Source organism: Acidovorax sp. K2F, from assembly GCF_025246485.1.
Lineage (GTDB): Bacteria > Pseudomonadota > Gammaproteobacteria > Burkholderiales > Burkholderiaceae_C > Acidovorax > Acidovorax delafieldii.
This window is the reverse complement of the sequence record NZ_JAOBSQ010000029.1, coordinates 24718-48673: the sequence shown is the minus strand read 5'-3', so window position 1 is coordinate 48673 and position 23956 is coordinate 24718. Positions and strand designations below refer to the sequence as shown.

Annotated in this window: 18 protein-coding genes; 11 read left to right on the top strand and 7 right to left on the bottom strand. The window is 67.2% G+C overall.

Features of this window, described 5'->3' with window-relative positions:
* The first annotated feature begins 13 nt into the window (after positions 1 to 13).
* From N4G42_RS09020 to N4G42_RS09000, 5 genes are all read left to right on the top strand, one after another.
* Positions 14 to 451, top strand: coding sequence for a DUF1801 domain-containing protein (locus N4G42_RS09020; RefSeq protein ID WP_260666924.1), 438 nt, complete (start codon positions 14 to 16; stop codon positions 449 to 451).
* A gap of 197 nt (positions 452 to 648) precedes the next feature.
* Complete coding sequence (locus N4G42_RS09015; protein WP_260666923.1) at positions 649 to 2217, top strand: AMP-binding protein; 1569 nt, start codon at positions 649 to 651, stop codon at positions 2215 to 2217.
* A 170-nt stretch (positions 2218 to 2387) separates the two neighbouring features.
* Complete coding sequence (locus N4G42_RS09010; protein ID WP_260666922.1) at positions 2388 to 3614, top strand: acyl-CoA dehydrogenase family protein; 1227 nt, start codon at positions 2388 to 2390, stop codon at positions 3612 to 3614.
* Between the two features lie 67 nt (positions 3615 to 3681).
* Positions 3682 to 4674, top strand: a complete 993-nt coding sequence (locus N4G42_RS09005) for a tripartite tricarboxylate transporter substrate binding protein (protein ID WP_260666921.1) — start codon at positions 3682 to 3684, stop codon at positions 4672 to 4674.
* 143 nt (positions 4675 to 4817) lie between these two features.
* On the top strand, positions 4818 to 6791 hold the full coding sequence (locus N4G42_RS09000; protein ID WP_260666920.1) for an alkyl/aryl-sulfatase: 1974 nt from the start codon (positions 4818 to 4820) through the stop codon (positions 6789 to 6791).
* Positions 6792 to 6889: 98 nt separating this feature from the next.
* Here the strand turns inward: N4G42_RS09000 and N4G42_RS08995 are convergent, their stop codons facing one another.
* The 4 genes from N4G42_RS08995 to N4G42_RS08980 form a co-directional block, all read right to left on the bottom strand.
* The gene (locus tag N4G42_RS08995) at positions 6890 to 8839 is read right to left on the bottom strand and encodes a diguanylate cyclase domain-containing protein (RefSeq protein ID WP_260666919.1); all 1950 of its coding nucleotides are present in this window, start codon (positions 8837 to 8839) and stop codon (positions 6890 to 6892) included.
* 79 nt (positions 8840 to 8918) lie between these two features.
* Entirely contained in the window at positions 8919 to 9674 is a 756-nt protein-coding gene (locus tag N4G42_RS08990) for a sulfite exporter TauE/SafE family protein (RefSeq protein WP_260666918.1), read from the bottom strand.
* Between the two features lie 183 nt (positions 9675 to 9857).
* Positions 9858 to 10487 carry a pyridoxamine 5'-phosphate oxidase family protein gene (locus N4G42_RS08985; RefSeq protein WP_056743484.1) on the bottom strand — a complete coding sequence of 210 codons (630 nt, stop codon included), beginning with the start codon at positions 10485 to 10487 and terminating at the stop codon, positions 9858 to 9860.
* A 219-nt stretch (positions 10488 to 10706) separates the two neighbouring features.
* The gene (locus tag N4G42_RS08980) at positions 10707 to 11273 is read right to left on the bottom strand and encodes a carboxymuconolactone decarboxylase family protein (RefSeq protein ID WP_260666917.1); all 567 of its coding nucleotides are present in this window, start codon (positions 11271 to 11273) and stop codon (positions 10707 to 10709) included.
* Between the two features lie 131 nt (positions 11274 to 11404).
* Between N4G42_RS08980 and N4G42_RS08975 the strand changes: the two genes are divergently transcribed.
* The 3 genes from N4G42_RS08975 (at position 11405) to N4G42_RS08965 (ending at position 13241) form a co-directional block, all read left to right on the top strand.
* Positions 11405 to 12292, top strand: a complete 888-nt coding sequence (locus tag N4G42_RS08975; protein WP_260666916.1) for a helix-turn-helix transcriptional regulator — start codon at positions 11405 to 11407, stop codon at positions 12290 to 12292.
* 191 nt (positions 12293 to 12483) lie between these two features.
* Complete coding sequence (locus N4G42_RS08970; protein ID WP_176886469.1) at positions 12484 to 12981, top strand: hypothetical protein; 498 nt, start codon at positions 12484 to 12486, stop codon at positions 12979 to 12981.
* Complete coding sequence (locus N4G42_RS08965; protein WP_260666915.1) at positions 12978 to 13241, top strand: hypothetical protein; 264 nt, start codon at positions 12978 to 12980, stop codon at positions 13239 to 13241. Before N4G42_RS08970 ends, N4G42_RS08965 begins: the two co-directional genes overlap by 4 nt.
* Before the next feature lie 9 nt (positions 13242 to 13250).
* Here N4G42_RS08965 and N4G42_RS08960 read toward each other — a convergent pair whose 3' ends face one another.
* The 3 genes from N4G42_RS08960 to N4G42_RS08950 form a co-directional block, all read right to left on the bottom strand.
* Positions 13251 to 14897 (bottom strand): acyl-CoA synthetase, encoded by a 1647-nt coding sequence (locus N4G42_RS08960; RefSeq protein ID WP_260666914.1) that lies wholly within the window; start codon positions 14895 to 14897, stop codon positions 13251 to 13253.
* A gap of 102 nt (positions 14898 to 14999) precedes the next feature.
* Positions 15000 to 16667, bottom strand: a complete 1668-nt coding sequence (locus N4G42_RS08955) for a diguanylate cyclase domain-containing protein (RefSeq protein ID WP_260666913.1) — start codon at positions 16665 to 16667, stop codon at positions 15000 to 15002.
* A gap of 3 nt (positions 16668 to 16670) precedes the next feature.
* Positions 16671 to 17774 (bottom strand): PotD/PotF family extracellular solute-binding protein, encoded by a 1104-nt coding sequence (locus N4G42_RS08950; RefSeq protein ID WP_369882104.1) that lies wholly within the window; start codon positions 17772 to 17774, stop codon positions 16671 to 16673.
* Between the two features lie 58 nt (positions 17775 to 17832).
* Between N4G42_RS08950 and dnaG the strand changes: the two genes are divergently transcribed.
* From dnaG to N4G42_RS08935, 3 genes are all read left to right on the top strand, one after another.
* Positions 17833 to 19890 (top strand): DNA primase, encoded by a 2058-nt coding sequence (gene dnaG, locus N4G42_RS08945; RefSeq protein WP_260666912.1) that lies wholly within the window; start codon positions 17833 to 17835, stop codon positions 19888 to 19890.
* Positions 19891 to 20157: 267 nt separating this feature from the next.
* Positions 20158 to 22533 (top strand): RNA polymerase sigma factor RpoD, encoded by a 2376-nt coding sequence (gene rpoD, locus N4G42_RS08940; protein ID WP_116749431.1) that lies wholly within the window; start codon positions 20158 to 20160, stop codon positions 22531 to 22533.
* A gap of 334 nt (positions 22534 to 22867) precedes the next feature.
* Complete coding sequence (locus N4G42_RS08935; protein ID WP_260666911.1) at positions 22868 to 23896, top strand: Bug family tripartite tricarboxylate transporter substrate binding protein; 1029 nt, start codon at positions 22868 to 22870, stop codon at positions 23894 to 23896.
* Positions 23897 to 23956: the final 60 nt, after the last annotated feature.

Below are 23956 nucleotides of genomic sequence, written 5' to 3'. Positions count from 1 at the left end.
AGGAGACACCGCCATGGCATCCAAAACCATTTCGTCGTCCCAACCCGCCTCCACCCTCATCGATCAGCGCATCGCAGACCTGGCCGACTGGCGCGGCCCGGTGCTGGCACGCATGCGTGCGCTCATCCATGAGGCCGCCCCCGGCGTGGTGGAAGAGTGGAAGTGGATGGGAACGCCCGTATGGTCGCTGGGCGGCATCCTCTGCACCGGCGAGAGCTACAAGGCCGCAGTGAAGCTCACCTTTTTGAAGGGCGCCTCGCTGCCGGACCCGGCGCGGCTGTTCAACGCCAGCCTGGATGGCAATGCGCGGCGCGCCATCGACATTCACGAGGGCGACGTGGTGGATGCAGAGGCGTTCAAGTCGCTCATCCGCGCGGCAGTGGCACTCAACGCCGCCAAGCCCGCCAGATCCGCCGCCAAAAAGCCCGCCACCCGCACGAAGGCGGCATAACACTGTCGCAGCCGCGCACGCAGCGTGTGCGGAAGGCACGCTACGGCACGGGCATCAATTTCAGTGATGCCTGCCCATCAGCAATCGGTATTTCCCTGATACCCCGTCTTCTGGAACAGTGACCCCATGCCCCGCGCTCGACGGGGCCAGTGTTTCAGGAGACAGCCATTACCACCTCGCCCCCCATTTCCCCGCGCGTGGTCGCCAACGTCGGCGCCCTCGTGGCGCGCAGCGCCCGTGCCCATGCCCGCCGCATGGCGGTCAAGAGCCCCGCACGCAGCATCACTTATGCCGATCTGGAGCAGCGCACCAACCGCCTGGCCAACGCCTTGCTCGGCCTGGGCCTGCAGCGCGGTGACCGCGTGGGCATCTACCTGCCCAACTGTGTCGAGGTCGTCGAGATCGAGATCGCCTGCTACAAGGCCGGGCTGATCAAGGCGCCATTCAACGCCCGGCTCTCGCCCACCGAGGTCGGCGCCATTGCCGCCAACAGCGGTGCGGCGCTGATCGTGACCACCGCCGAGCGCGCCGAGACCATCGGCCCGCATGTGGCGCAATGCATGCCCGGCGCCATGCCCCGGCTGCTGCTGACCGACGATGCGGGCCCCGCAGGGTATGAAGCGGCACTGGCCCAGGCCAGCGACACATTCACCCCGGTGGTCGTGTGCGAGGACGAAGTCGCCGTGCTGCACTACACCTCGGGCTCGTCCGGCGTGCTCAAGGCGGCCATGCAGACCTTCGGCAACCGCCTTGCGCAGCTGCGCAAGTTCCTCACGCGTTCGGACGGGCAGCAGCCCGGCCACATCCTGGGGCTGGTGGGCCCGATCACCCACGCATCGGGCATGCAGATGGTGCCGGCGCTGTGCCAGGGGGTCACCATCCGCCTGTTCAACGGCTTCGAGCCCCCGCGCTTCATCGCCGACATGCGGACCGACCGCGTGACCCACACCTTCATGGTGCCCACCATGATCAACATGCTGCTGACCGAGCTGGAGGGCCAGTACCGCCCCCTGCCGGACTTGCTGCGCCTGGGCTACGGCGCCGCCCCCATGGCGCCCGCGCGCATCCTGCAGGCCATGGATGTGTTCGGGCCCATCCTGCAGCAAGGCTACGGCGCGGGCGAGACGACCTCGGGCGTGTGTGGCCTGTCGGTGGAAGACCATCTGTTTGCCCGCGCGGCGCGGCCAGAGCGGCTGGCATCGTGCGGGCGCCCGTTTCTGGAATGCGATGTGCAGATCCTGGGCGACGACGGCCAGCCCGTGGCCACCGGCGAGATCGGCGAGATCGTGGTGCGTGGCGACGACATCTTTGCGGGCTACTGGCGCGCCCCCGAGCTGACGGCCGAGGTGCTCAAGGACGGCGCGTACCACACGGGCGACCTGGCCCGCATGGATGACGAGGGCTACGTCTACATCGTGGACCGCAAGAAGGACATGGTGATCAGCGGCGGCTTCAACGTGTACCCATCGGAGGTCGAGGCCGTGCTGTACCAGCACGATGCCATTGCGGACGCCTGCGTGTTCGCCGTGCCCGATGACAAGTGGGGCGAGGCCGTGGCCGCGCACGTGGTGCTCAAGCCCGGCCGCGCGGCCGGCGCCGACACCACCGCTGCGATCGACGCGTTCTGCGCCCAGCACCTGGGCGGGTTCAAGCGGCCACGGCGCATTGAGTTCGTCACCACCCTGCCCAAGAACCCCAACGGCAAGGTGATGCGCCGTGCCGTGCAGGCCCCGTACTGGGAAGGGCGTGGGCGGATGGTGAATTAGGTACATCCCCCTGAGGCGCTGCGCGCCTTCCCCCTTCTCTCGCATCGCTGCGCGCTGCGGGAAGGGGGACGACGCCATCGCTGCGGGGCGGCCCTTGCTCGGCGTCTCTCGCCTGGGCCTGCGCCACTTTCCAGAGCCCGCTGTCACAGCCAACGACAAGGAATCCAGACATGAACAATGACATCGCATCCCCCCTTCCCGCGCCGCTGTTTCCCGGCATGCCTTTTGAAGGCTCGCCACAGGCGGCCGAGCTGATTGCGCGCATCAACGAGTTTCTGTATGGCGAGCTGGCCGCGCTGGCGCGCGAGCATGGCATCGACCACGAGCACGCGCCCGACAAGGCCTTGCTGCAGCAGGTGTGGAAGCGCTCGCACGCTTTAGGCTTTTACGGCATGACGCTGCCACAGAAGATGGGCGGCCTGGGCCTGTCCACACTGGACCATGTGCTGGTCAAGGAAGCCATCTACGCCAGCGGCTCGCCGTTCGCTCCCCATGTGTTTGGCGAGCTCAGTGGCCCGCCACGCGTGGGCGCGCTGGCGCGCATGGCCACGCCGCACCAGATGCAGCAGTTCATCCTGCCGGTGGCCCGGGCCGAGATGGCAATCTGCTTCGCACTGACCGAAGCCGAGGCCGGATCGGACGCTGGCAACGTGCAGACGCGCGCCGTGCGCGATGGCGACGACTACGTCATCACGGGCGCCAAGCGCTTCATCTCGGGCTCGCCGTTTGCCGACTACGCGGTGCTGATGGCGTCCACCGCCACACACGACGACCCCGATCCGAAAAAGCGCGAGGTCACGGCCTTCTTTGTGGACCTGCATGCGCCCGGGGTGCGCGTGGAGGCGGGCTATAAGACCATGGCGGGGCAGACGAGCACGGGCAACATCGTGCTGGAGGGCACGCGCGTGCCCGCCGCCAACCTCATTGGTGAACCTGGGCGCGGCCTGGCGCTGGCGCTGGGCCGCATCAGCGTGAACCGCCTGCTGCACTGCCCGGCCATGCTGGGCCTGGCGCAGGTGGCGCTGCGCGATGCACGCGACTATGCGCAGCAGCGCCAACAGTTCGGACGCGCCATCGGGCAATTCCAGGCCATCCAGCACATGCTGGCCGACATGGCGACCGATTGGGCCGCCGCGCGCGGGCTGATGCTGGCCACGGCACGCGCGATTGATGCGGGCGCCGAGCCACGCGCTGAATCGTCCATGGCCAAGCTGTTCTGCTCGGAGGCAGCCTTTCGCATCGCCGACCGCGCGGTGCAGATCCACGGCGGCGAGGGCATCGTGCAGGGCCGGCGCGTGGAGTTCCTGTTCCGCATGCTGCGCATGTACCGCGTGCTCACCGGCACGAGCGAAATCCAGCGCAACACCATCGCCAAAGAACTCATGGCATCCCCCTGAGCGGCTGCGCCGCCCACAGCGCGCCAAAACAACCCTCGCAGAAAATGACACGGAGACAAGACAAGACATGACCAATCAACCCATCCCCCACCTGCGCCGCCGCGTACTGCTCGCTGCAGGCCTGCTGCCACTGCTGGCCAGTACATCCGCCATGGCCGCCGAGCCGTGGCCCGCGCGCCCCATCAAATGGGTGGTGCCCTACCTCGCCGGCACGGGCCCGGACACCACGGCCCGCATCGTGGCCGAAGCGGTGTCGAAGGAGCTGGGCCAGCCCGTGGTCATCGAAAACAAGGGCGGCGCAGGCGGCAACCTGGGCGCACGCCAGGCGGCCAAGGCCGCGCCCGACGGCTACACCTGGGTTTACTCCGCCTCACCCATGGCGGCCAGCATGCGCATGTACAAGCAACCAGGCTACGACGCACTCAAGGACTTCCGCCATGTGATCGGGCTCACCAGTTCGGACACGGTGGTCATCGTCCACGCGCAAAGCGACATCCGCAGCCTGGCGGACCTGCTGGCGCGCCTGCGTGCGCAGCCCGGCAAGCTGGACTACGCGTCGGGCGGTGTCGGCACGCCCTCGCACCTGGGGGTGGAGATGGTGCTCAGCGTCAGCCAGGCGCAGGCCACGCATGTGCCGTACAAGGGCGCATCGGAAATCGTCAACGCGGTGCTGGGCCAGCAGGTCACCTTTGGAGCACCCATCACCGCGGTGGCGTACTCGAACATCGTGGCTGGCAAGCTGCGCGCATTGGCCGTGACCGGGCCCGCGCGCAATCCCAAGCTGCCGAGCGTGCCCACGCTGGCCGAGGCGGGCCTGCCCGGGGTGGAGCTGACCTCGTGGGGCGGCGTCTCCGTGCCCACCGGCACGCCCGATGCCATCGTGTCCCGCGTGCGCGCCGCGTTCGAAGCCGCCCTGCGCCAAGCTGCCGTGGTGACCGCGCTCGAAGAACAAGGCGGCATGGTCAACCCGCAAGACGGCGAGACCTTCACACGGGCCTTCGGCAAGGAAATCGGCTTCACCGAGGCGATGATGAAACGCATCAGGCTGGAACCGATGTGATGGCGCGAAGGGGTGAACGCGCCCACGTGCGCGGGCCCTACCCGTCCGTACCAGGCAACGCATTACTTCAATTTTGATAGCTGCCAGCGCATATAAATTGTGCGCTTGAGGCCTTTTTCATCTCAAAAAGGTTCCAAACCTCCATGCGAAACCTCCCAACGCTCGCGGCACTCGCCTTGCCACTTCTGCTGGGCCTGGCACCTGCAACCTTTGCGCAGGTGGCCGATGTCCGGCAGGACGCAACCGCCGCCACGCGTGCGCGCCAGACCGCGTCCCTGGGCACACTGGACGTGAACGCGCCCGCCAGCTTTGATGACGCACGCCGCGGCCTCATCGCCAGCCCCAGCGGGCAGGTGCGCAACGCGCAGGGCCAGGTGGTGTGGGACTTTGATGCGCTGCAGTTTGCACAGGACGAGGCCCCCGCCACCGTGCACCCCAGCCTGTGGCGCCATGCACGCCTGAACCAGACGCCCGGCCTGTACCAGGTGCGTGAGGGCATCTGGCAGCTGCGCGGGTTCGACCTGGCAAACCTCACGCTCATCCAGGGCCGCACGGGCTGGATCGTGGTGGACCCGCTCACCACGCAGGAGACGGCGGCGGCCGCCCTCGCCTTCGCGCGCCAGCACCTGGGCGCGCAACCGGTGTCGGGCCTGGTGTTCACGCACAGCCATGTGGACCACTTCGGCGGCGCATTGGGCGTGCTGACCGCGCAGGACGCCAAGGCACGCAGCGTGCCCATCGTGGCACCGGTGGGCTTCATGGAGGAGGCGACCAGCGAGAACCTGCTGCTCGGCCCCGCCATGTCGCGCCGCGCGGGCTTCATGTATGGCAGCCAGTTGCCACGCGATGCGCGCGGCGTGGTGGACAACGGCCTGGGCATGGCCGTGGCGGTCGGGCGCATCGGCATCCTGCCGCCCACCGTGCTCATTGACCAGCCCACGCAGGCGCTCGACATTGATGGCGTGCGCTTCGTGTTCCACAACGTGCCAGGCTCCGAAGCCCCGGCCGAGATGGTGTTCGAGCTGCCCGACCTGCGCGCGTTCGGTGCGGCAGAACTGGTCTCGCAGACACTGCACAACCTCTACACCCTGCGCGGCGCCAAGGTGCGCGACGCGCTGGCGTGGTCGCGCTACATCGACAGCGCCATTGCGCACGCACGCCGTGCAGATGTGGTCTTCCTGCAGCACGGCTGGCCCGTGTGGGGCCGCGAGCGCATCGACACCTTCTTAACCACGCAGCGCGACACCTACCGCTACCTGCACGACCAGACGGTGCGCCTGCTCAACGCGGGGCTGACACCCGGCGAGATCGCCGAGGCCGTGCAACTGCCCTCCACGCTGGCGGCGCAGTGGGCATCGCGCGGGTACTACGGCACCGTCAAACACAACGTGCGCGCGGTGGCGCAGTTCTACCTGGGCTGGTTCGACGCGCACCCCGCCACGCTCGACCCGCTGCCGCCTGTGCAGGCCGCGCGCCGCTACGTGGCCCTGGCAGGCGGCGCGGACGCTGCAGTGGCCGCCGCGCGCCAGGCCTTTGACGCGGACGACTACCGCTGGGCGGCCGAGCTGCTGCGCCATGTGCTGCTGGCGGACAGCAACAACGCAGCGGCCAAAGACCTGATGGCGCGCAGCTTTGAGCAGATGGGCTACGCCGCTGAATCCGCGCCCTGGCGCAACTTCTACCTGACCGGCGCGCAGGAACTGCGGCATGGCACTGCACCGCGCAACGCTTCAGGCCCGCGCGCTGCGGTGGCCGACATGCTCATGCAGACACCCATCCCGCAGTTCCTCGATGCAATGGCCGCCTCGCTCAACGGCCCGCGCGCGGACGGCGTGCGCCTGGCGGTGGCACTGCGCTTTACCGACACCGAAGAAAACCATGGTCTGTGGATTGAGAACGCGGTGCTGCACCACCGCCCGGGCACACCACCCTGGCCCGCAGACGCCACGCTGCTGCTCACCAAACCCGCCTTCCTGCGCCTGATGAACGGCCAGGCCACACCGCAGGAGCTGGCCGGCTCTGGCGCGCTGCGCATGGAAGGCGATGCGCAGGCCCTGCGGCAGCTGATGGGCATGCTGGACAAGCCGGTGCGTGATTTTCCGATCATGACGCGGTGATTCGTATGAAACAGGCCGCTAGCGCCTATAAATAATGCGTTCAATGCTCCCAAATGAGGAGCAAGACCCAGAGCCATCCCTCGATGGCTGGCTCCTCATCAGCCCGGTGGACCTGCGACACCGCCATCGGCCAGCGGGCTCAGTGCGGTGTCGATGCTGAAGCGATTCTTGCCCGCCTGCTTGGCCGCATACATCGCGGCATCGGCCTGGGCGAGCAGCGCATCGGCATCGGTGCCATGGCGCGGGTAGAGCGCCGCGCCCACGCTGGCCGAGATGTGCGCAACAGCCCCCTCCAGCACAAAAGGCTGCTCCATCGCAGACAGCACCTTGCTGGCCACGACCTCGCAGTGGTCTGCCCGCTCGATGGTGGCCAGCACGATGCCGAACTCGTCGCCGCCCAGGCGCGCCACGGTGTCTTCGGCGCGCACGCAGTCTTCCAGCCGCCGTGCCACCTGCTGCAGCAGCAGGTCGCCTGCTGCATGGCCCCACTGGTCGTTGACGGACTTGAACCCGTCCAGGTCCACATAGAGCACTGCGGCGTGCCGCCCGTGGCGCCGGGCCGTTTCGAGCACACGCGCCAGGCGGTCGTGGAACATCACGCGGTTGGACAGGCCTGTGAGCGCGTCGTGCAGCACATCGTGCGACAGGCGCATCTCCAGCTCCTTGCGCGCGCTGATGTCCTGCGTCACCACCACCAGAAAGTCCGGATGACCCTGGGCGTCCTTGACGAGGCCCAGCGCTTCGTACACCCACAACAGGCCGCCGTCCTTGCGCCGGTAGGCCTTTTCCATCTCGGGGGAGAACACGGGCGAGTGCGCCACCAGGCGCCGCGCCAGAAAGCGGCGCAGGGCTTCACGCTCGCCCTCGTCGCTCAGCGCAAACAGGTCGCGCTGGCGCAGCTCCTCCAGCGAATAGCCCAGCATGCGGCAGAACTTGTCGTTGGCACGCAGGATGCGGCCTTCGGGCGTGATGTGGGCGATGCCAGTGGCCGCCTGGTGGAAGGTGGCGCGGAACAAGCCTTCGCTCGACGCCAATGCATCGGCCACGGCCCGCTGGCGTGCCAGCACCACAATGAGCAGCGCGCCAAAACACAGCAGCGCCACACTGGCCCCCGCCGCCAGGGCGAGGTAGTCAACGCGCCGCTGCATCACCGGCGCCAGCACCTCGTCGGAGGTCGACCCCACCGTCACCATCAACGGGTAGCCCGCCATGCTGCGGTAGCTGAGGATGCGCGGCACACCGTCCACCGCGCCGTTCTCATCGATCAGTTCGCCTTCAGGGTCTTGCGCGCGGAGCTGAAACCAGGGCAGGCCCCGCGCATCGCCGCCAAAGCTGATCTTGCCCCCGGCTTTGCGGCCGCGCACCACGCCGTCCAGCCCTGTCAGCTCCAGCAGCCCCTGTGCACCCAGGTCGGCCTGGCGGTAAAAGTCGGTGAAGTTCGTCGGGTCCACCGACATCACCACCACACCACCAAAGCGGCCTCCCTCGCTCACGATGCGCAGCGCCATCGGAATGCGCCACTGCCCCGACACACGGCCCAGCACAGGCTCGCTCACAAACAGGTCATCGCGATCGCTGGCACGCAGCGCCTTGAAAAAGGCGCGGTCGCTGTAGTTGACGGCCCCGGTCTCCTGGCTGCTGCTGACGATGTCGCCCTGCTCGTTCACCACGCTGATGATGGTGAACATGGGCTCGCGGATCACGCCCCGCTCCACCCAGTCGCGCAGGTCAATGTCGGTGCCCTGCTGCAGGTACTGCTCGCGCACAAAGGCGGCGACCTGCTCGGCCGCCTTGAGGGTGCGGAACACCTGCTGCTCGAAGGCGATGGCCAGGTTGGCATTGGACTGCATGGCGGAGGCCACGGCCTGCTCGCGCTCGAACGCCACACGCTGCAGCGTGACCAGCCACAAGCCCGCCACGGCAACGATGCAGCCCAGCGCAATCGCCAGGCTCAGCGGCGTGACAAGGCGATAGCGGCGACGCGGGGCCCCGGCCTCAAGACGGTCGTCCGCGTCCGGTGGCCGCGTGGTGTCATCTTTTTGGTGCATGCCCCTCCCAATGTAACGGGGCATTTGCGGCAAGTCGACAACAGGATGGCCACCGGGCGCGGCCCACGCAAATGGAACCCTACGCGAGCCGTGCCAGCACCTTGGGCAGGCTGGCCACCAGCATCGCCACGCCCGACAGGGTCAACATGCCCAGCACGATCTGCCGGAACCGCGCATCGCTGATACCGTGGTACAGCCGCGCTCCGAGCAGCACGGGCACCAGCATGGCGGGCACCACGATGGCCAGCAGCGGCAGCGCCTCGCGGGTGACCAGACCGGTGGCCAGGTAGGTGATGAAGGTCACCAGCAGCATGGCCAAGTTGAAGTTCTGGATGATGGCGCGCTGCACGTCCTTGTCCAGACCGCGCAAGGTGCACCACAGGGTGGGCAGCACGCCGGTGAAGCCGCCCAGGCCGCCCATCACGCCGCCCGCCATGCCCACCAGCGCGTCGGCCACGCGCCCGCCGCGCGTGATGCGGGGCAACTGCTTGGCCATCAGCATCGCCGGGCACCACAGCACCAGCAGCGTGCCCAGGATGACCTTGAACGCGTCCATGTCCAGCCGGGGCAATACGGCCACGCCAACGGGGATGCCCACCAGGCCACCCAGCACAAAGGGCAGCAGGCGCACCCGGTCAAACCCCCGGCGTACCGTGGCCGCCGCCACCAGCTGGCCGGCGAGCGCGCCGCACACCGCCAACAGCGCGGCCAGGCGGGGCTCCAGCGTCCAGGCCCAGAACGACATGGCGACCATGCCAAATCCAAAACCCGACAGCCCCTGCACAAACCCTGCGGCCACTGCGCCCAGGGCCACGATCAACAGCACGGAATCCATGTCTCCCCCTCACTTGGTGTGAACGTGCGCGTAAGTGGGCTTCACGCCCCACGGAGCTCCACGCTCCTCACGCATCTGCGCGTTCGGCCGGAGAGTCCATGAAGCGCAAGCCCTGCGCGCCCAGCCGCCATTGTGTGCGCTGGCAGCAGGGGCAACGCTGTGGCGACGGATCGCGGTGCCGGTTCAATACAGCGTGGCCTGCTGGCGCGCAGGCAGTTCGCGGTCGTAGGCAGCGCCGTCAAATGCGCCCTGTGTGATGGACGCCAGGATGGCACCCGGGGTGGGCACGGGGCGCGGGGTGCCGGGCGGCACGGCATGCCACAGGCGCGAGCGCTGGATGGCGCGAGCGCACTGGAAGTACACCGCCTGCACATCCACCACGATCACACACTTTGGCGGCTGGCCGTTGACCACGAAACGCGCCAGCAGGTCGGGCGCGACGCTGATGCGCGCGTGGCCGTTGACGCGCAGCGTCTCGCCCACGCCGGGGATGAGGAACAGCAGCGCCACGCGCGGGTCGGCAACGATGTTGCGCAGGCTGTCGGCGCGGTTGTTGCCACGGCGCTCGGGCAGCAGCAGGGTCTTGTCGTCCAGCAGTTGCACAAAGCCGGCGGGGTCGCCGCGCGGCGAGGCATCCAGCCCGCCGGGGCCGGTGGTGGCCAGCACGGCAAAAGGCGACGCCGCGATCATGGCGCGGTAGGCGGGGTGCACATACGGCAGCTCTTTGTGGACGGAGGCATCGCTCAGCGTGCCCAGCAGGGCCTCCAGGCGTGGCAGGGTGTCGATGGCGTGCTCGTCGCGGGCGGGTGTCATGGGGGCGGCTTCCTTCGGGTGGGTGGGCAAGGGAGTGGCCATGGTGCAGCAGGCCTGCCGCGCTGACAAACGACTTTGCAGCCAGTCATGCATGCAAAAAATGCACGCATGGGTTTGGCGAAGGACTGCCTGCGATGGCTTCGCCACAGGACCGCGCCAGCAGCAAAAAAGAAGCGGCGCGCACCCAGCCCATCGGCCAGACGCGCGCCGCCCCATCGTTCAGCGCGCCGGGCGCAGCTTGACGCCGGGGAAGTCCACCGGCACGGCCAGCGCCACGTTCACGTAGTTGGTGAACAGGTTGAGCGCCACATGGGCCACGATCTCTACGATCTGCTCGTCGTTCACGCCCTGGTCGCGCAGGGCCTGCACATCGGCCGCATCGACCTGGCCGCGTTCGTTGACCAGTTGCAGCACAAAGCGCAGCACGGCGGCCGTGCGCGGGTCGGCCGATTCGCCCGCCTGCGCGGCGGCCAGGGCCTCGCCACTCACGCCCGCCTTGCGGCCCAGTGCGGTGTGGGCGGCCAGGCAGTAGTCGCAGGCATTGCGGTTGGCCACGGCCACGGCGATCTGCTCGCCCAAAGCTGCGCCGATCACGCCGCCTCCCAAGGCGCCAAACGCACCCCACATGCTTTGCAGCGCAGCGGGCGAGTTAGCCACGGCGCGGAACATGTTGGGCGTGGCGCCAAAGGCTCCGTAGACCTGGTCGAGCACGGCGCGCACAGTGCCGGTAGCGGCGGTGCGGTCGACGAGGGGGACGCGGGCGACGGAAGAAGAAGTAGAGGACATGGTGTGTTCCTTGAAGGTCATGAAGGGTTGGTGAGAACTTGTGCCTGTTCTCGGCACCCCTGCAGTGTCCGGCGCCATCGTGTACCATCTGGCACATAAAATCCACAATTCATACCTAATCATCCAAAACCATGCCGCCAAGCGTTCCTACACCCGCGCAGGCCTCCACCCCGCTCGACCGGTTGTCGCCGCTGCTGGAGCGGTTTCGGGTGCGGGCGCACCTGTTCCACAACGGGCCGCTGTGTGGCGTGACGCACTTTGCGGCGGCGCCGGGCCGGGGCTTTTTGCATGTGCTGCGCCAGGGCGAGATGGTGGTCACGCACCAGCCCCAGGCCGGCCCGCCCGAGCGGCTTCAGGTGTGCGAGCCCAGCCTGCTGTTCTATGCCCGACCGCTGGAGCACTTCTTTCACAACGCGCCCACCGAGGGCTCGGACTTCACCTGCGCCGCGCTGGACTTTGACGGCGGCACCAGCCACCCGCTGGCCCGCGCCCTGCCCCCGCTGGTGGTGCTGCCGTTGGGCGCGGTGGACGGGCTGCAGCAGTCGCTGGACCTGCTGTTTGCCGAAACCGACCGCCTGCGCTGCGGCCACCGCGTGCTGGCCGACCGGCTATTTGAAGTGGTGCTGCTGCAGCTGCTGCGCTGGCTGCTGGACCACCCTGAGCAGGCGCACATGCCGCCCGGCCTGCTCACGGGTCTCGCCGACCCTGCCCTGGCCCGCGCCCTCACCGCCTTGCACGATGCGCCGGGCCAACCATGGAGCCTGGCGCAGATGGCTGCGCAGGCAGGCATGTCGCGCAGTGCGTTTGCGGCCCGCTTCAAGGCGGTGGTGGGCGACACCCCCGCCGACTACCTGGCGCACTGGCGGCTGACGCTGGCGCAGGCCCATCTGCGCGGCGGACGGTCGTTGAAGTCGATTGTCAACGAGCTGGGTTACGCCAACCCCTCGGCGCTGTCGCGCGTGTTTGCGCAGAAGGTGGGCATGTCGCCACGGGTCTGGCTGGAGGGCCTTGCGGCATAGCGAGCTAAGCCGCCACCTCCTCTGCCCGGCTGGACGCGCGGCCCACGGGCCGCCACAATTTCCTGCGCCGGCTGCGCAGCGCCAGGATTTTGATAAAAACAGGCCCTAGCGCTTATCCTGATTGCGCAAACAGCTATTTAATTGATAGCACAACTCTGCGAATTGATCAGCCGCTGGAAAGGACTCACACCATGAACGCCGCTCTCACCCAACTGGCAGCCGACTGCGGGCTGGCCAGCGACGCCCACACCCCGCTGCGCCTGGCCTTTGGCCTGGCCTGTGTGCAGCGCGTGCGCCATCTGCTGGAAGATCCGGAGGCCATCGCCGGCCTCGACGTGCTGGCCGCGTTCACGGCGGGCACGGTGGATGCGGCCACTTTGGCCAACGCAGCAGAGCGGCTGAAAGCGGTGGCCTCGCACCACCGGGGCTCGCAGTCGCTGGACGGGTCGGCCCATGCCGCCGTGTCGGCCACCTACGCTGTGGCCAACGCGCTGGCGGGCCGGGCGCTGGAGGCCGCCAGCTACGCGGCCTATGCCACGGTGTATGCCTATGGCGGGTATGCGGTGCAAGACCTCTCTGCGTTTGAGCCAGAGCACCAGTGGCAGGTGCAGGCGCTGCAGCGGCTGCTGGACGATGCGGCGACCCAGCGGTCGGCGAGGCCCCTTGCCGCCAGCCAGCCCTGCGCATGAGCCGCCAGCAGGTTCTCGCCGCGCTGGCCGCCCCGCTGCGCGTGATCCCGGAGGCCGAACTGGCGCAGGGCAACGTCATCGACGAGGTGGCGGACTGGCCGCCCCGGTGCGAGTTGCTCGTGATCCTGCGCCGCCCTTTCGCGACGGCCTACCCGACCGGGCCTGGCGTGGAGTTCACCGCCATCGAAGACCGGCACTACTGGAAGTCCGAATACAACCTGGAGGACGGCCGGCAGACGCTGGCGTGCGGTTTTGGCTGAGCCGGGTGATCAGACGTTGATGGCGGCCGCCGACCCGGCCTGCTTGCGCAGCTCGAACTTCTGGATCTTGCCGGTGCTGGTCTTGGGCAGCTCGCCAAACACCACGGCACGCGGCACCTTGAAGCCCGCCAGGTGCTTCTTGCAATGCGCCACGATGTCTTCGGGCGTGGTCTGCGCACCGGCCTTCAGCTCCACAAACGCGCAGGGCGTCTCGCCCCACTTGGGGTCGGGCTTGGCCACCACGGCGGCGGCCAGCACGTCGGGGTGGCGGTAGAGCACGTCTTCGACCTCGATGGACGAGATGTTCTCGCCGCCCGAGATGATGATGTCCTTGCTGCGGTCCTTGATCTTGATGTAGCCGTCGGGGTACTGCACGGCCAGGTCGCCGCTGTGGAACCAGCCGCCCGCGAAGGCCTCGTCGGTGGCCTTGGGGTTCTTGAGGTAGCCCTTCATGGCGATGTTGCCCTTGAACATGATCTCGCCCATGGTTTCGCCGTCCTGTGGCACGGGCAGCATGGTCTCGGGGTCGAGCACGCGCACATCGCGCTCCAGGTGGTAGCGCACGCCCTGGCGGGCGTTGAGGCGGGCGCGCTCGCCAATGTCCAGGGCATCCCAGGCTTCGTGTTTGGCACACACGGTGGCGGGGCCATACACCTCGGTCAGGCCGTACACATGGGTCAGGTCGAACCCCATTTTTTCCATGCCTTCGATCATCGACGCCGGGGGCGCAGCGCCTGCCACCATGGCCTTGACGCCGGATGGCACACCCGCCTTCATCGCCTCGGGCGCGTTGACCAGCAGGCCGTGCACGATGGGCGCGCCGCAGTAGTGCGTGACACCGTGGTTGCGGATGGCGTCGAAGATGGCCTGCGCGTCCACCCGGCGCAGGCAAACGTTGACGCCAGCACGCGCCGCAATGGTCCAGGGAAAGCACCAGCCGTTGCAGTGGAACATGGGCAGCGTCCACAGGTACACCGCATGTTTGGGCATGTCCCACTCCAGCACGTTGCTGATGGCATTGCTGGCGGCACCCCGGTGGTGGTAGACCACGCCCTTGGGGTTGCCCGTGGTGCCACTGGTGTAGTTCAGCGCAATCGCATCCCACTCATCGGCGGGCAGGCTCCAGGCAAAGGCCGCATCGCCGCTGGCCACAAAGGCTTCGTAGTCGGTGCCGCCCAGGCTTTGAACGGCGGGGCCGTAAAGCGCGTCCTGCACCTCGATCACGCGGATGGGGGTAGTGCCCGTGCGCAGGGCCAGTGCCTTGGCCATGGTGCCGGTGAACTCCGGGTCCACGATCACGGCCTTGGCCTCGCCATGGTCGAGCATGAAGGCGATGGCCTCCGGGTCGAGCCGGGTGTTGAGGGTGTTGAGCACCACGCCGGCCATGGGCACGCCAAAGTGCGCCTCCACCATCGGCGGCGTGTTGGGCAGCATCACGGCCACGGTGTCGTTCTTGCCGATGCCGGCCTGGGTCAGCGCGCTGGCCAGCTGGCGGCAGCGCGCGTAGGTCTGGGCCCAGGTCTGGCGCAGCGTGCCGTGCACGATGGCCAGACGGTCGGGGTAGACCTCGGCCGTGCGTTCGATGAACGACAGGGGCGACAGGGCGGCAAAGTTGGCTTCGTTGCGGGGCAGGTGCTGGTCAAAGATGGAGGTCATGGGTCTGGGCAAGAAGGTGAACTACACACAGCCTAGCGCCGCAGGCTGACACGAAAGCAACACGGGCCGGCGCAGGCGCGGTGTGGACTGCGGTGCGCAGCCTCACAACCTTCGCTTGTGGCTCTGCTTGATGCGGTACATGGCCGCGTCGGCGCTGGCCATGAGTGTGCGCGCATCCTGCGCGTCGCGGGGGAACAGGCTCAGGCCGATGCTGGCGCGTACGGCCAGGGGCTCGCCGTCGATGTCCAGCGGTGGCTCGAACGCGTGCTGCAGCTTGGTCACGATCTGCAGCGCGGCCTCTTCGGAATCCACGTTTTCGCACAGCACCGTGAACTCGTCCCCGGCGAGCCGGGCTACGGTGTCCACCTGCCGCACGGCGCCGACGATGGTGCGTGCCACAGCCTGCAGCACCAGGTCGCCCACGGCATGCCCGCGCGTGTCGTTGATGGCCTTGAAGTCGTCCAGGTCCACGAACAACAGGGCACAGCTGCGGCCGCTGCGGCGCGACAGCTCCAGCACCTGGGCCAGGCGCTGCTCGAACATGCGGCGGTTGGGCAGGCCGGTGAGTGCGTCGTGGTGCGCCAGGTGGGCCATGGCGTCACGGCTCAGGTTCAGCTCGGCCAGCTGGCGGCTGATCTGCTGCTCCATGTCCTGGAAGCTGCGGGCCAGCTCGCCCACCTCGTCGCCCCGGTGCACCGGCAGCGCGCCGTGGGCCTCCCCGCGTGAAAACGCCTGCGCAGCCTTCACCATGGCCTGCAGCGGCTGGGTCACCAGGCGCGACACCCCGGCCGCCAGGGCCACACCCACCACGCTGAGCACCAGCAGGATCTTGAGGATGCTGCGGCCCAGGTCCAGCACCTCGCCCTGCACCACGGCCAGCGGCTGCGAGAGCCCCACGACCATGAAACGCCCCTCGTCCGCGTTGCCAAAGGGCATGCGCACAAAGGCAAAAACACGCGCCTCCTCGTCGTCGGTGCCGGACTGGCTGAGTACCGCCTCTTCGGCACGGCCGTCGACCAGCGCGGCCACCTGCGGGAACGACTCCTGGATCAGGATGCGCTGGCCCCGGTCAAAGCCAAAGGTCTGCGCGGCGTCCGGGTGCACCAGAAAGTCACCCCAACGGTTGCTCAGATAAAACCCGTAAGGGGTCGGCAGCGCCGCATTGAAGTTGTGCAGGAACGGCGCGGCCGCCACCCGCACCACCACCACGCCCCGCAGCTGGCCCCCCTGCACCACAGGCGACGCCATGTTGAACACGGGCACGGCCGCCTCCTGCGCGGCGTCTTCATGGTTGATGCCGAACTCGGACACATACACCTCCCCATCGGGCAGGCTGAGGGCTTCGAACACAAACGGAAAGTGCGACTTCTCCTGCAGCTGGTCATCGGGCACGCGCACCAGCTTGTCGCCCTGGCGGTCGATGCGCACCAGCTCCAGCCCGTAGTCGCTGGCGCTGATGAAGCGGATCTGCAAATAGGCGGGATGGGCCTGCAGGTTGGCCTTGAACAGGTCGGCCAGCCGTCCCTGGTCTTGTTCGACGGCAGCGGCGTCGGCCAGAAAGGCTGTGTCGCGCGCCACCGTGCCAAAGCCCGCCTGCATGTGGCGCGCCAGCACCTGCGTGGTGGCCAGCAGCGAGCGCTCGGCCCGCCCCTGCAGGCGTTCGCGGCTCGAGTCAAAGGTGTAGTAGCCCGCCAGAATGGCCGCGAACACACTGAACGAGGCCAGCAGGGCCCCCAGCCTCAGCGCGATGCTCCATTTCACGCGTGCCATCGGTCAGAACCGGTTGGGTCGGTCGCCCGACACGATGCGTTGCCAGAGGCGGGCGCGCAGGGCTTCGTCTTCCACCGGCTCCAGCCACACGATGGGGCCCATGGTCCCCCCGGGCACATCGCCCGCCAGCGCTGGTGGCTCGTCCAGGGTGTTGGCCAGCCCTTGGCGCCGCGTGAACTCGCGGCTCACGGCCGGGTCGAGCATGTAGTTGATCCACTCGGCAGCCAGCGCGACCTGGGTGGAGCGGCGGGTGATGGCCCAGCAATCCAGCCAGGCGAGCGCGCCCTCCTTGGGCACCACGTAGCCCACATCCAGTCCCGCATCGCGCAGCTGCTTGAGCTGCTGCTGGCCGTAGTTGGCGTGCATTACCGCCACCTTGTGCTTGCGAAACAGCTCCACCGACTCCTCGGGCAGGCTGTAGAACGACCGCACATTGCGCCGCAGGGCCACCAGGTCCTTGGCCAGCGGGCTGAAACGGGCGGCGTCGATGCGAAAAGGCGGCAGGCCCCGGCGCATGGCGGCCAGCGAAAACCCGTGGCTGCTGCCGTCAAACGCCAGCACCTTGCCCTGCCAGCGCGGGTCCCACAGCACGGCGATCGACTGCGGTGGCGTGCTGAACTGCTGGCGGTCATACACCAGCCCCATCTCGGAGTAGGTGAAGGGCATGGCATAGACCTCGCCCCGCCAGCCAATGCCCGAGATGGTGTGCAGCTGGCGAAACCGGGGCAGCTGCCCAGCAGTGTTGCGGATGTTGCCGAGCGGCAACGGCGCGAGCTTGTCATGGAGGATCAGCCGCGCAATTTCCGCCGTGTTGGCAGCCACCAGGTCAAAACCCGGCCCGTCGGTGCTGTCCATCTTGGCGCGCAAGACGTCGTCCGATGCCACGATGGTGATCTCCACCTTGACCCCATGGCGCTTCTCGAACACCGCGACAAAGTCCGGGTCGGCATAACCCGGCCAGGCCAGCACCCTGAGGACCGTCGCGGCCTGCGAGGCCCCCGGCAGCCATGCGAGCCCCGCCAGCGCGAACAGCAGCACGGGCAGGCTGGCGCGCCACCCGTGCAGCGCCCTACCCGCCAACGCCCGCCCACATGCCGCGAACCCCATGCCAAAAGCCTTTCCAGCAATAACTGGTTACAAAGAGTTTACGCGGACAATAGGGCGCGTGACGATCCCTCAGTCTTTCATTCAGGAACTGCTCACCCGTGTGGACGTGGTGGACATCGTGGGGCGCTACGTCCAGCTGAAAAAAGGTGGCGCCAATTTCATGGGGCTGTGCCCCTTTCACGGAGAGAAGTCGCCCTCTTTCAGCGTCAGCCCCGCCAAGCAGTTCTATCACTGCTTTGGCTGCGGCAAGAACGGCAATGCCATCAGCTTTCTGATGGACCACGCGGGCATGGGGTTTGTCGAGGCCGTCCAGGACCTGGCCCAGAGCGTGGGCCTGCAGGTGCCCGATGACGACATCTCCCCGCAGGAAAAGGAACGCGCCGCCGCCGCGCGACAGAAACAAGCCACGCTGAACGAGGTGCTGGAGAAAGCCGCCGACGCCTACCGCCGCCACCTGCGTGACTCGCAGCGCGCCATTGGGTATTTCAAGGGCCGGGGTGTCTCGGGCGCGGTGGCCAAGCGCTACGGACTGGGCTACGCGCCCGAAGGCTGGCGCAGCCTGGCCAGCGTGTTCCCAAGCTACGACGACCCGCTGCTGGAGGAAAGCGGCCTGGTCATCGTCAACGACGAAGACGGTGGCAAGCGCTATGACCGGTTTCGCGACCGGGTGATGTTCCCCATCCGCAACGTCAAGGGCGAGTACATCGGCTTTGGTGGCCGGGTGCTGGGGGACGACAAGCCCAAGTACCTCAACTCCCCCGAAACCCCGGTGTTCCACAAGGGGCGCGAGCTGTACGGCCTGTTCGAGGCCCGCACGCCCATCCGGGAGGCAGGCTACGCGCTGGTCACCGAGGGCTATATGGACGTGGTGGCCCTGGCGCAGCTGGGTTTTCCGAACGCGGTGGCCACACTGGGCACGGCGTGCACGCCAGAGCATGTGCAAAAGCTGCTGCGGTTTACCGACGCGGTGGTGTTCAGCTTTGACGGCGACAACGCCGGGCGGCGCGCCGCGCGCAAGGCCCTGGACGGCGCCCTGCCCCACGCTACCGACACGCGCAGCATCAAGTTTCTGTTCCTGCCCGCAGAGCACGACCCGGACAGCTTCATCCGCGACCATGGCACCGACGCCTTTGCGCGCCATGTGAGCGACGCCATGCCGCTGAGCCGCTTCCTGGTCGAGTCGGCCAGCGAGGGCTGCGACCTGGCCACCGCCGAAGGCCGCGCGCACATGGCCAGCAATGCACGCCCGCTGTGGACGGCGCTGCCCGACGGCGTGCTCAAGCGCCAGCTGCTGGGCGAGCTGGCCGAGCTGACCCAGCTCAATGCCCGCGACCTGTCCGACCTATGGGGCCAGGCCGCCGCCCGCGACGGCCTGCGCGCTGCACACCATGCCCCCCCGCAGCGCCACCCGCCCCGTACCGCCCCTGATGACGCCCCCAGTTGGGATGCCCCGCCCGACACCGATGGCTGGCAACCCCACAGCGAGTCGACAGGCACGGCCTACGACCCCGGCTACGGCAGTTACGGCAACCAGGGAGGCTACGGAGGCCAAAATGGCTATGGCAGCGGCGGCAAGCCTCCGTTCCGCAAGGGAGGCGACTGGAAAAGCGGCGGGGGCTGGAAAAAACGCGACAAGGACGCTCCCTGGCCGCCCCAGCCCCGTTTGCCCCGCACGCCGGCCATGGGCCGGGCGGACCACGCGGCGCGGCTGCTGCTGTCGCACATGGCGTTTCTGGAAGAGCTGACGCACGACGACCACACCACACTGGCGGCCCAGCCTGCGCCCCATGGGCCACTGTTTGCGTGGCTGGAGGCGCAGTTCCACGAACATGGCCCCCTGGCGTGGGCCGTGCTGCGCGAAAGCCTGCGCGATCACGAGTGCGAAGAGCTGGCCGTCAAGGTGATGACCGGCTCGCATGCGCAGACCGAGGGCGAACTGCACGAATTGCGGCTGGAGCTGCGCGACCTGCTCACCCGCATGCAGATCGAAGACATCAAGGAGCAGCAAAAAGTGCTGGTGCTGCAGGTGGCACAAGACCCCTCGGCCCTGGAGCGCTACCGGGCGCTGGCCGAAAAGCGCAAGGAACTGGAGCAAATAGCGCCAAAAACCACTTGAATAGGGTCTGGGCGGTATAATATAAGGTTAGTTATTGGCAAGAGCGACAGCAGCACCTCCGAGCCGGGCCACCGTGACAAACGCGCACCTATGCGCTGATGGGCCCACTTATCGCAAGGACTGCACACCAAATGATCGCCCAGACATCTTGCCGCTGAGGGTGTCCCCTCCAGGCGCAAAGCCCTCGTTGCTTTGCGTTGCCACCCGCGCCGGGATCTGAGGCGCTTGCGTTTTCTTTGTGTCCGTTTTTGATTCTGAGGTTGCTCCATGCCCGCTCAAAAGTCCGCGAAGTCGCCCAAGTCTGCCTCAGGCACCGCCGCAAAGGCTGTCTCCAAAACCGCGGCCAAAGCGCCGGCCAAGGCGGCCCCCAAAAAGGCCGCTGCCGCCGCGCCCGCCCCGGTCGCCAAGAAAGTGAAAACTGTGCCCGTGAAAAGTACCGCCGAGCTGATCAAAGCTGCCGATGAGTTGCTGAAGAAGAAACCTGCCCGCGCCAAGGCCGTCGCCGCCGCCGACGACGAAGAAGCGCCCAAGAAAAAGCCTGGCCGCCCCGCCAAGGCTGCTGGTGCCGCCGAAGCCAAAGCCCCCGCCAAGCGCGGCCGCAAGCCCAAGGCAGCCGCCGGCGGCGATGAGAGCGTGGACGATACCGACCTGTCGGACATCGAGGCCGACCTCGAAGGCGAGATCGAAGAGACCCCCGAGGCAGCCGCCACGGTCGAGAAGGTCAAGCCCCTGCGCATGAAGATCAGCAAGGCCAAGGAACGCGCCTTGATGAAGGAATTCGGCCTGGACGAAACCGTCCTGTCCGAAGAGGACATGCAAAAGCGCCGCCAGCGCCTGAAGGCCCTGATCAAGCTGGGCAAGACCCGCGGCTACCTCACGCACGTTGAAATCAACGACCACTTGCCCGACAAGCTGGTCGATGCCGAAACCCTCGAAGCCGTCATCACCACCCTGAACGACCTGGGCGTGGCGGTGTACGAGCAGACGCCCGATGCCGAAGCGCTGATCATCACGGACAACGCTCCCGCTGGCGCCACCGAAGAAGAAGCCGAAGAAGCCGCCGAAGCCGCGCTGTCCACCGTGGACTCGGAATTCGGCCGTACCACTGACCCCGTGCGCATGTACATGCGCGAAATGGGCACCGTGGAGCTGCTGACCCGCGAAGGCGAAATCGAAATCGCCAAGCGCATCGAAGGCGGCCTGATGGCCATGATGGAGGCGATCAGCGCATCGCCCGCCACCATCGCCGAGATCCTCAACATGGGCGAGGAGATCCGCGAAGGCAAGGTCGTCATCTCGACCATCGTGGACGGCTTCTCCAACCCCAACGAGGCCGACGACTATGTGGCCGAAGAAGACTTCGACGAATTCGACGAGGCCGATGACGACGACGGCAAGGGCGGCTCCAAGGCGCTGACCAAGAAGCTGGAAGAACTCAAGAAGCAGGCACTGGAGCGCTTTGACAAGCTGCGTGAGCTGTTCGAAAAAGTGCACAAGGTCTACGACAAGGAAGGCTACGGCACGCCTGCCTATGTCAAAGCGCAAGCTGCTTTGTCGGCCGAGCTGATGACCATCCGCTTCACCGCCAAGACCATCGAGAAGCTGTGCGACATGGTGCGCGGCCAGGTGGACGACGTGCGCAAGAAGGAACGCGAGCTGCGTCGCATCATCGTGGACAAGTGCGGCATGCCCCAGGAGACCTTCATCAAGGACTTCCCGCCCAACCTGCTGAACCTGCAGTGGGTCGAGAAGCAGGCCACCGCCGGCAAGCCCTGGTCGGCAGTAATTGCGCGCAACATCCCGCCCATCCAGGACCTGCAGCAAAAGCTGATCGACCTGCAGTCGCGCGTGGTCGTGCCGTTGGCCGAGCTCAAAGGCATCAACAAGCGCATGAACGAAGGTGAAGCCACCTCGCGCGATGCCAAGAAGGAAATGATCGAGGCCAACCTGCGCCTCGTGATCTCGATCGCCAAGAAGTACACCAACCGTGGCCTGCAGTTCCTCGACTTGATCCAGGAAGGCAACATCGGCCTGATGAAGGCGGTGGACAAGTTCGAATACCGCCGGGGCTACAAGTTCTCGACCTATGCCACCTGGTGGATTCGCCAGGCCATCACCCGCTCGATCGCCGACCAGGCGCGCACCATCCGTATCCCGGTGCACATGATCGAGACGATCAACAAGATGAACCGCATCAGCCGCCAGCACTTGCAAGAGTTTGGTTTCGAGCCCGATGCGTCCATCCTGGCGGCCAAGATGGAGATCCCCGAGGACAAGATTCGCAAGATCATGAAGATCGCCAAAGAGCCGATCTCCATGGAAACGCCGATCGGCGACGACGACGACAGCCATCTGGGCGACTTCATCGAGGACGGTGCCAACACCGCGCCTATCGAAGCCGCCATGCAGGCCGGCCTGCGCGACGTGGTCAAGGACATCCTGGACGGCCTCACCCCGCGCGAAGCCAAGGTGCTGCGCATGCGCTTCGGCATCGAGATGACCAGCGACCACACGCTGGAAGAAGTGGGCAAGCAATTCGACGTGACCCGCGAGCGCATTCGCCAAATAGAAGCCAAGGCGCTGCGCAAGCTCAAGCACCCCAGCCGCTCTGACAAGCTGCGCAGCTTCATCGACTCGCTGTAAGCCTCGCGACCCAGCCTTTATGGCTCCAACGCCCTGCCCCGCACCTGCGGCGCAGGGCGTTTTTCATGGTGCGCTGATCGGCGCACCGCTCTGCACGGGGCCATAAACCCCGTGTTTACCCTGATGCCAGCGACAGCAGACTGACAGCTTGGCTGGCGACCATTGCGCGCAGCCCAGGTGGTGCGCAGGTCCCTTCCCTGTGCATGCCGCCACAGGCTGACTGCGTTGCTTCGGCGTGGCAACGCGCAAGCAACCCAGTCAGGGCGCTCCCGCAGCGGCCTGAGATCTGGTTCCCGACGCCCTTCCTGCCTTCCCTCTTGTCAAAGGACTTTCCATGTCTGCAGCCATCGACCGCCGCCGTGCCCTTGCCCAATCCGTTGCGACCGCCCTGGCCTGGACTGCGCTCGGCCCCTCCGCCTGGGCGCAGAGCGCTGCGCCAGCAGCCCGTCCTGCCCCTGCAGCCGCCAAGCCTGCCAAGCTGGCGGGCACCGTGCGCATCGTGATCCCTGCCAACGCCGGTGGCGGCTGGGACCAGACAGGCAGAGCCCTCGGAGCAGCCATGGTCGCAGCCGGCGCTGCGGACCAAGTGGAATACGAAAACATCGGCGGCAAGGGCGGCACCATCGGCCTGGCCAAATACGCCGAAAAGTACAGCAACGACCCCAACACGCTGCTGATGGGTGGCATGGTGATGGTGGGCGCCGTGGCACTGCAAAAGCCTGCAGTGGACATGACACAGATCCAGCCCCTGGCGCGGCTCACCAGCGACTATCTGGTGGCGGCCGTGGCAGCCAACTCGCCCATCAAGACCACCAAGGACCTCGCCGATGCGCTGCGTGCCGACCTCAAGGCCGTGCCGATTGCCGGTGGTTCGGCCGGTGGTGTGGACCACATCTACGCAGGCGTGCTGGCCCGCGCCGCCAAGGCCAACCCGGAGGGGCTGGTCTACAAACCCTTCCCTGGCGGTGCCGAGGTGGTCGAGGCCGTGCTGTCGGGCAACGCGGCGCTGGGCCTGTCGGGCTACAGCGAGTTCAACGATGCCATTGCCAGCGGCAAGCTGCGCGCGGTGGGCGTGTCGTCGCGCCGCAGCGTCTTTGGCCTGCCTTCGTTCCGCGAACAGGGGCTGGACGCTGTGATGGCGAACTGGCGGGGCGTGTTCACCGGCAAGGGCGTGTCCGCCGCACGCACGGCGGAGATGCTGGCCGCCGTCGAAGCCGCCACCCACCACGAATCCTGGCTGCGCACGCTCAAGCAGAACCGGTGGGAACCCTCTTGGCTCACCGGCAAGGATTTGGCAGAGTTCATGGAACTGGACCTCACGACCGCCCGCGTGATGGTGTACCTGCTCAAGCTGAAGGCCTGAGAAGGTCTGAACACCCCCGCCGCAAGCGCCTCTGATCACCAGCCGACCGGCCTGCTGCAG

Bases quoted from the DNA above. Each gene is read 5' to 3' on its own strand.
- N4G42_RS09020 (WP_260666924.1), top strand. From the start codon at position 14: ATGGCATCCAAAACCATTTCGTCGTCCCAACCCGCCTCCACCCTCATC.
- N4G42_RS09010 (WP_260666922.1), top strand. From the start codon at position 2,388: ATGAACAATGACATCGCATCCCCCCTTCCCGCGCCGCTGTTTCCCGGC.
- N4G42_RS09005 (WP_260666921.1), top strand. From the start codon at position 3,682: ATGACCAATCAACCCATCCCCCACCTGCGCCGCCGCGTACTGCTCGCT.
- N4G42_RS09000 (WP_260666920.1), top strand. From the start codon at position 4,818: ATGCGAAACCTCCCAACGCTCGCGGCACTCGCCTTGCCACTTCTGCTG.
- N4G42_RS08995 (WP_260666919.1), bottom strand. From the start codon at position 8,839: ATGCACCAAAAAGATGACACCACGCGGCCACCGGACGCGGACGACCGT.
- N4G42_RS08990 (WP_260666918.1), bottom strand. From the start codon at position 9,674: ATGGATTCCGTGCTGTTGATCGTGGCCCTGGGCGCAGTGGCCGCAGGG.
- N4G42_RS08985 (WP_056743484.1), bottom strand. From the start codon at position 10,487: ATGACACCCGCCCGCGACGAGCACGCCATCGACACCCTGCCACGCCTG.
- N4G42_RS08980 (WP_260666917.1), bottom strand. From the start codon at position 11,273: ATGTCCTCTACTTCTTCTTCCGTCGCCCGCGTCCCCCTCGTCGACCGC.
- N4G42_RS08975 (WP_260666916.1), top strand. From the start codon at position 11,405: ATGCCGCCAAGCGTTCCTACACCCGCGCAGGCCTCCACCCCGCTCGAC.
- N4G42_RS08970 (WP_176886469.1), top strand. From the start codon at position 12,484: ATGAACGCCGCTCTCACCCAACTGGCAGCCGACTGCGGGCTGGCCAGC.
- N4G42_RS08965 (WP_260666915.1), top strand. From the start codon at position 12,978: ATGAGCCGCCAGCAGGTTCTCGCCGCGCTGGCCGCCCCGCTGCGCGTG.
- N4G42_RS08960 (WP_260666914.1), bottom strand. From the start codon at position 14,897: ATGACCTCCATCTTTGACCAGCACCTGCCCCGCAACGAAGCCAACTTT.
- N4G42_RS08955 (WP_260666913.1), bottom strand. From the start codon at position 16,667: ATGGCACGCGTGAAATGGAGCATCGCGCTGAGGCTGGGGGCCCTGCTG.
- N4G42_RS08950 (WP_369882104.1), bottom strand. From the start codon at position 17,774: ATGGGGTTCGCGGCATGTGGGCGGGCGTTGGCGGGTAGGGCGCTGCAC.
- rpoD (WP_116749431.1), top strand. From the start codon at position 20,158: ATGCCCGCTCAAAAGTCCGCGAAGTCGCCCAAGTCTGCCTCAGGCACC.
- N4G42_RS08935 (WP_260666911.1), top strand. From the start codon at position 22,868: ATGTCTGCAGCCATCGACCGCCGCCGTGCCCTTGCCCAATCCGTTGCG.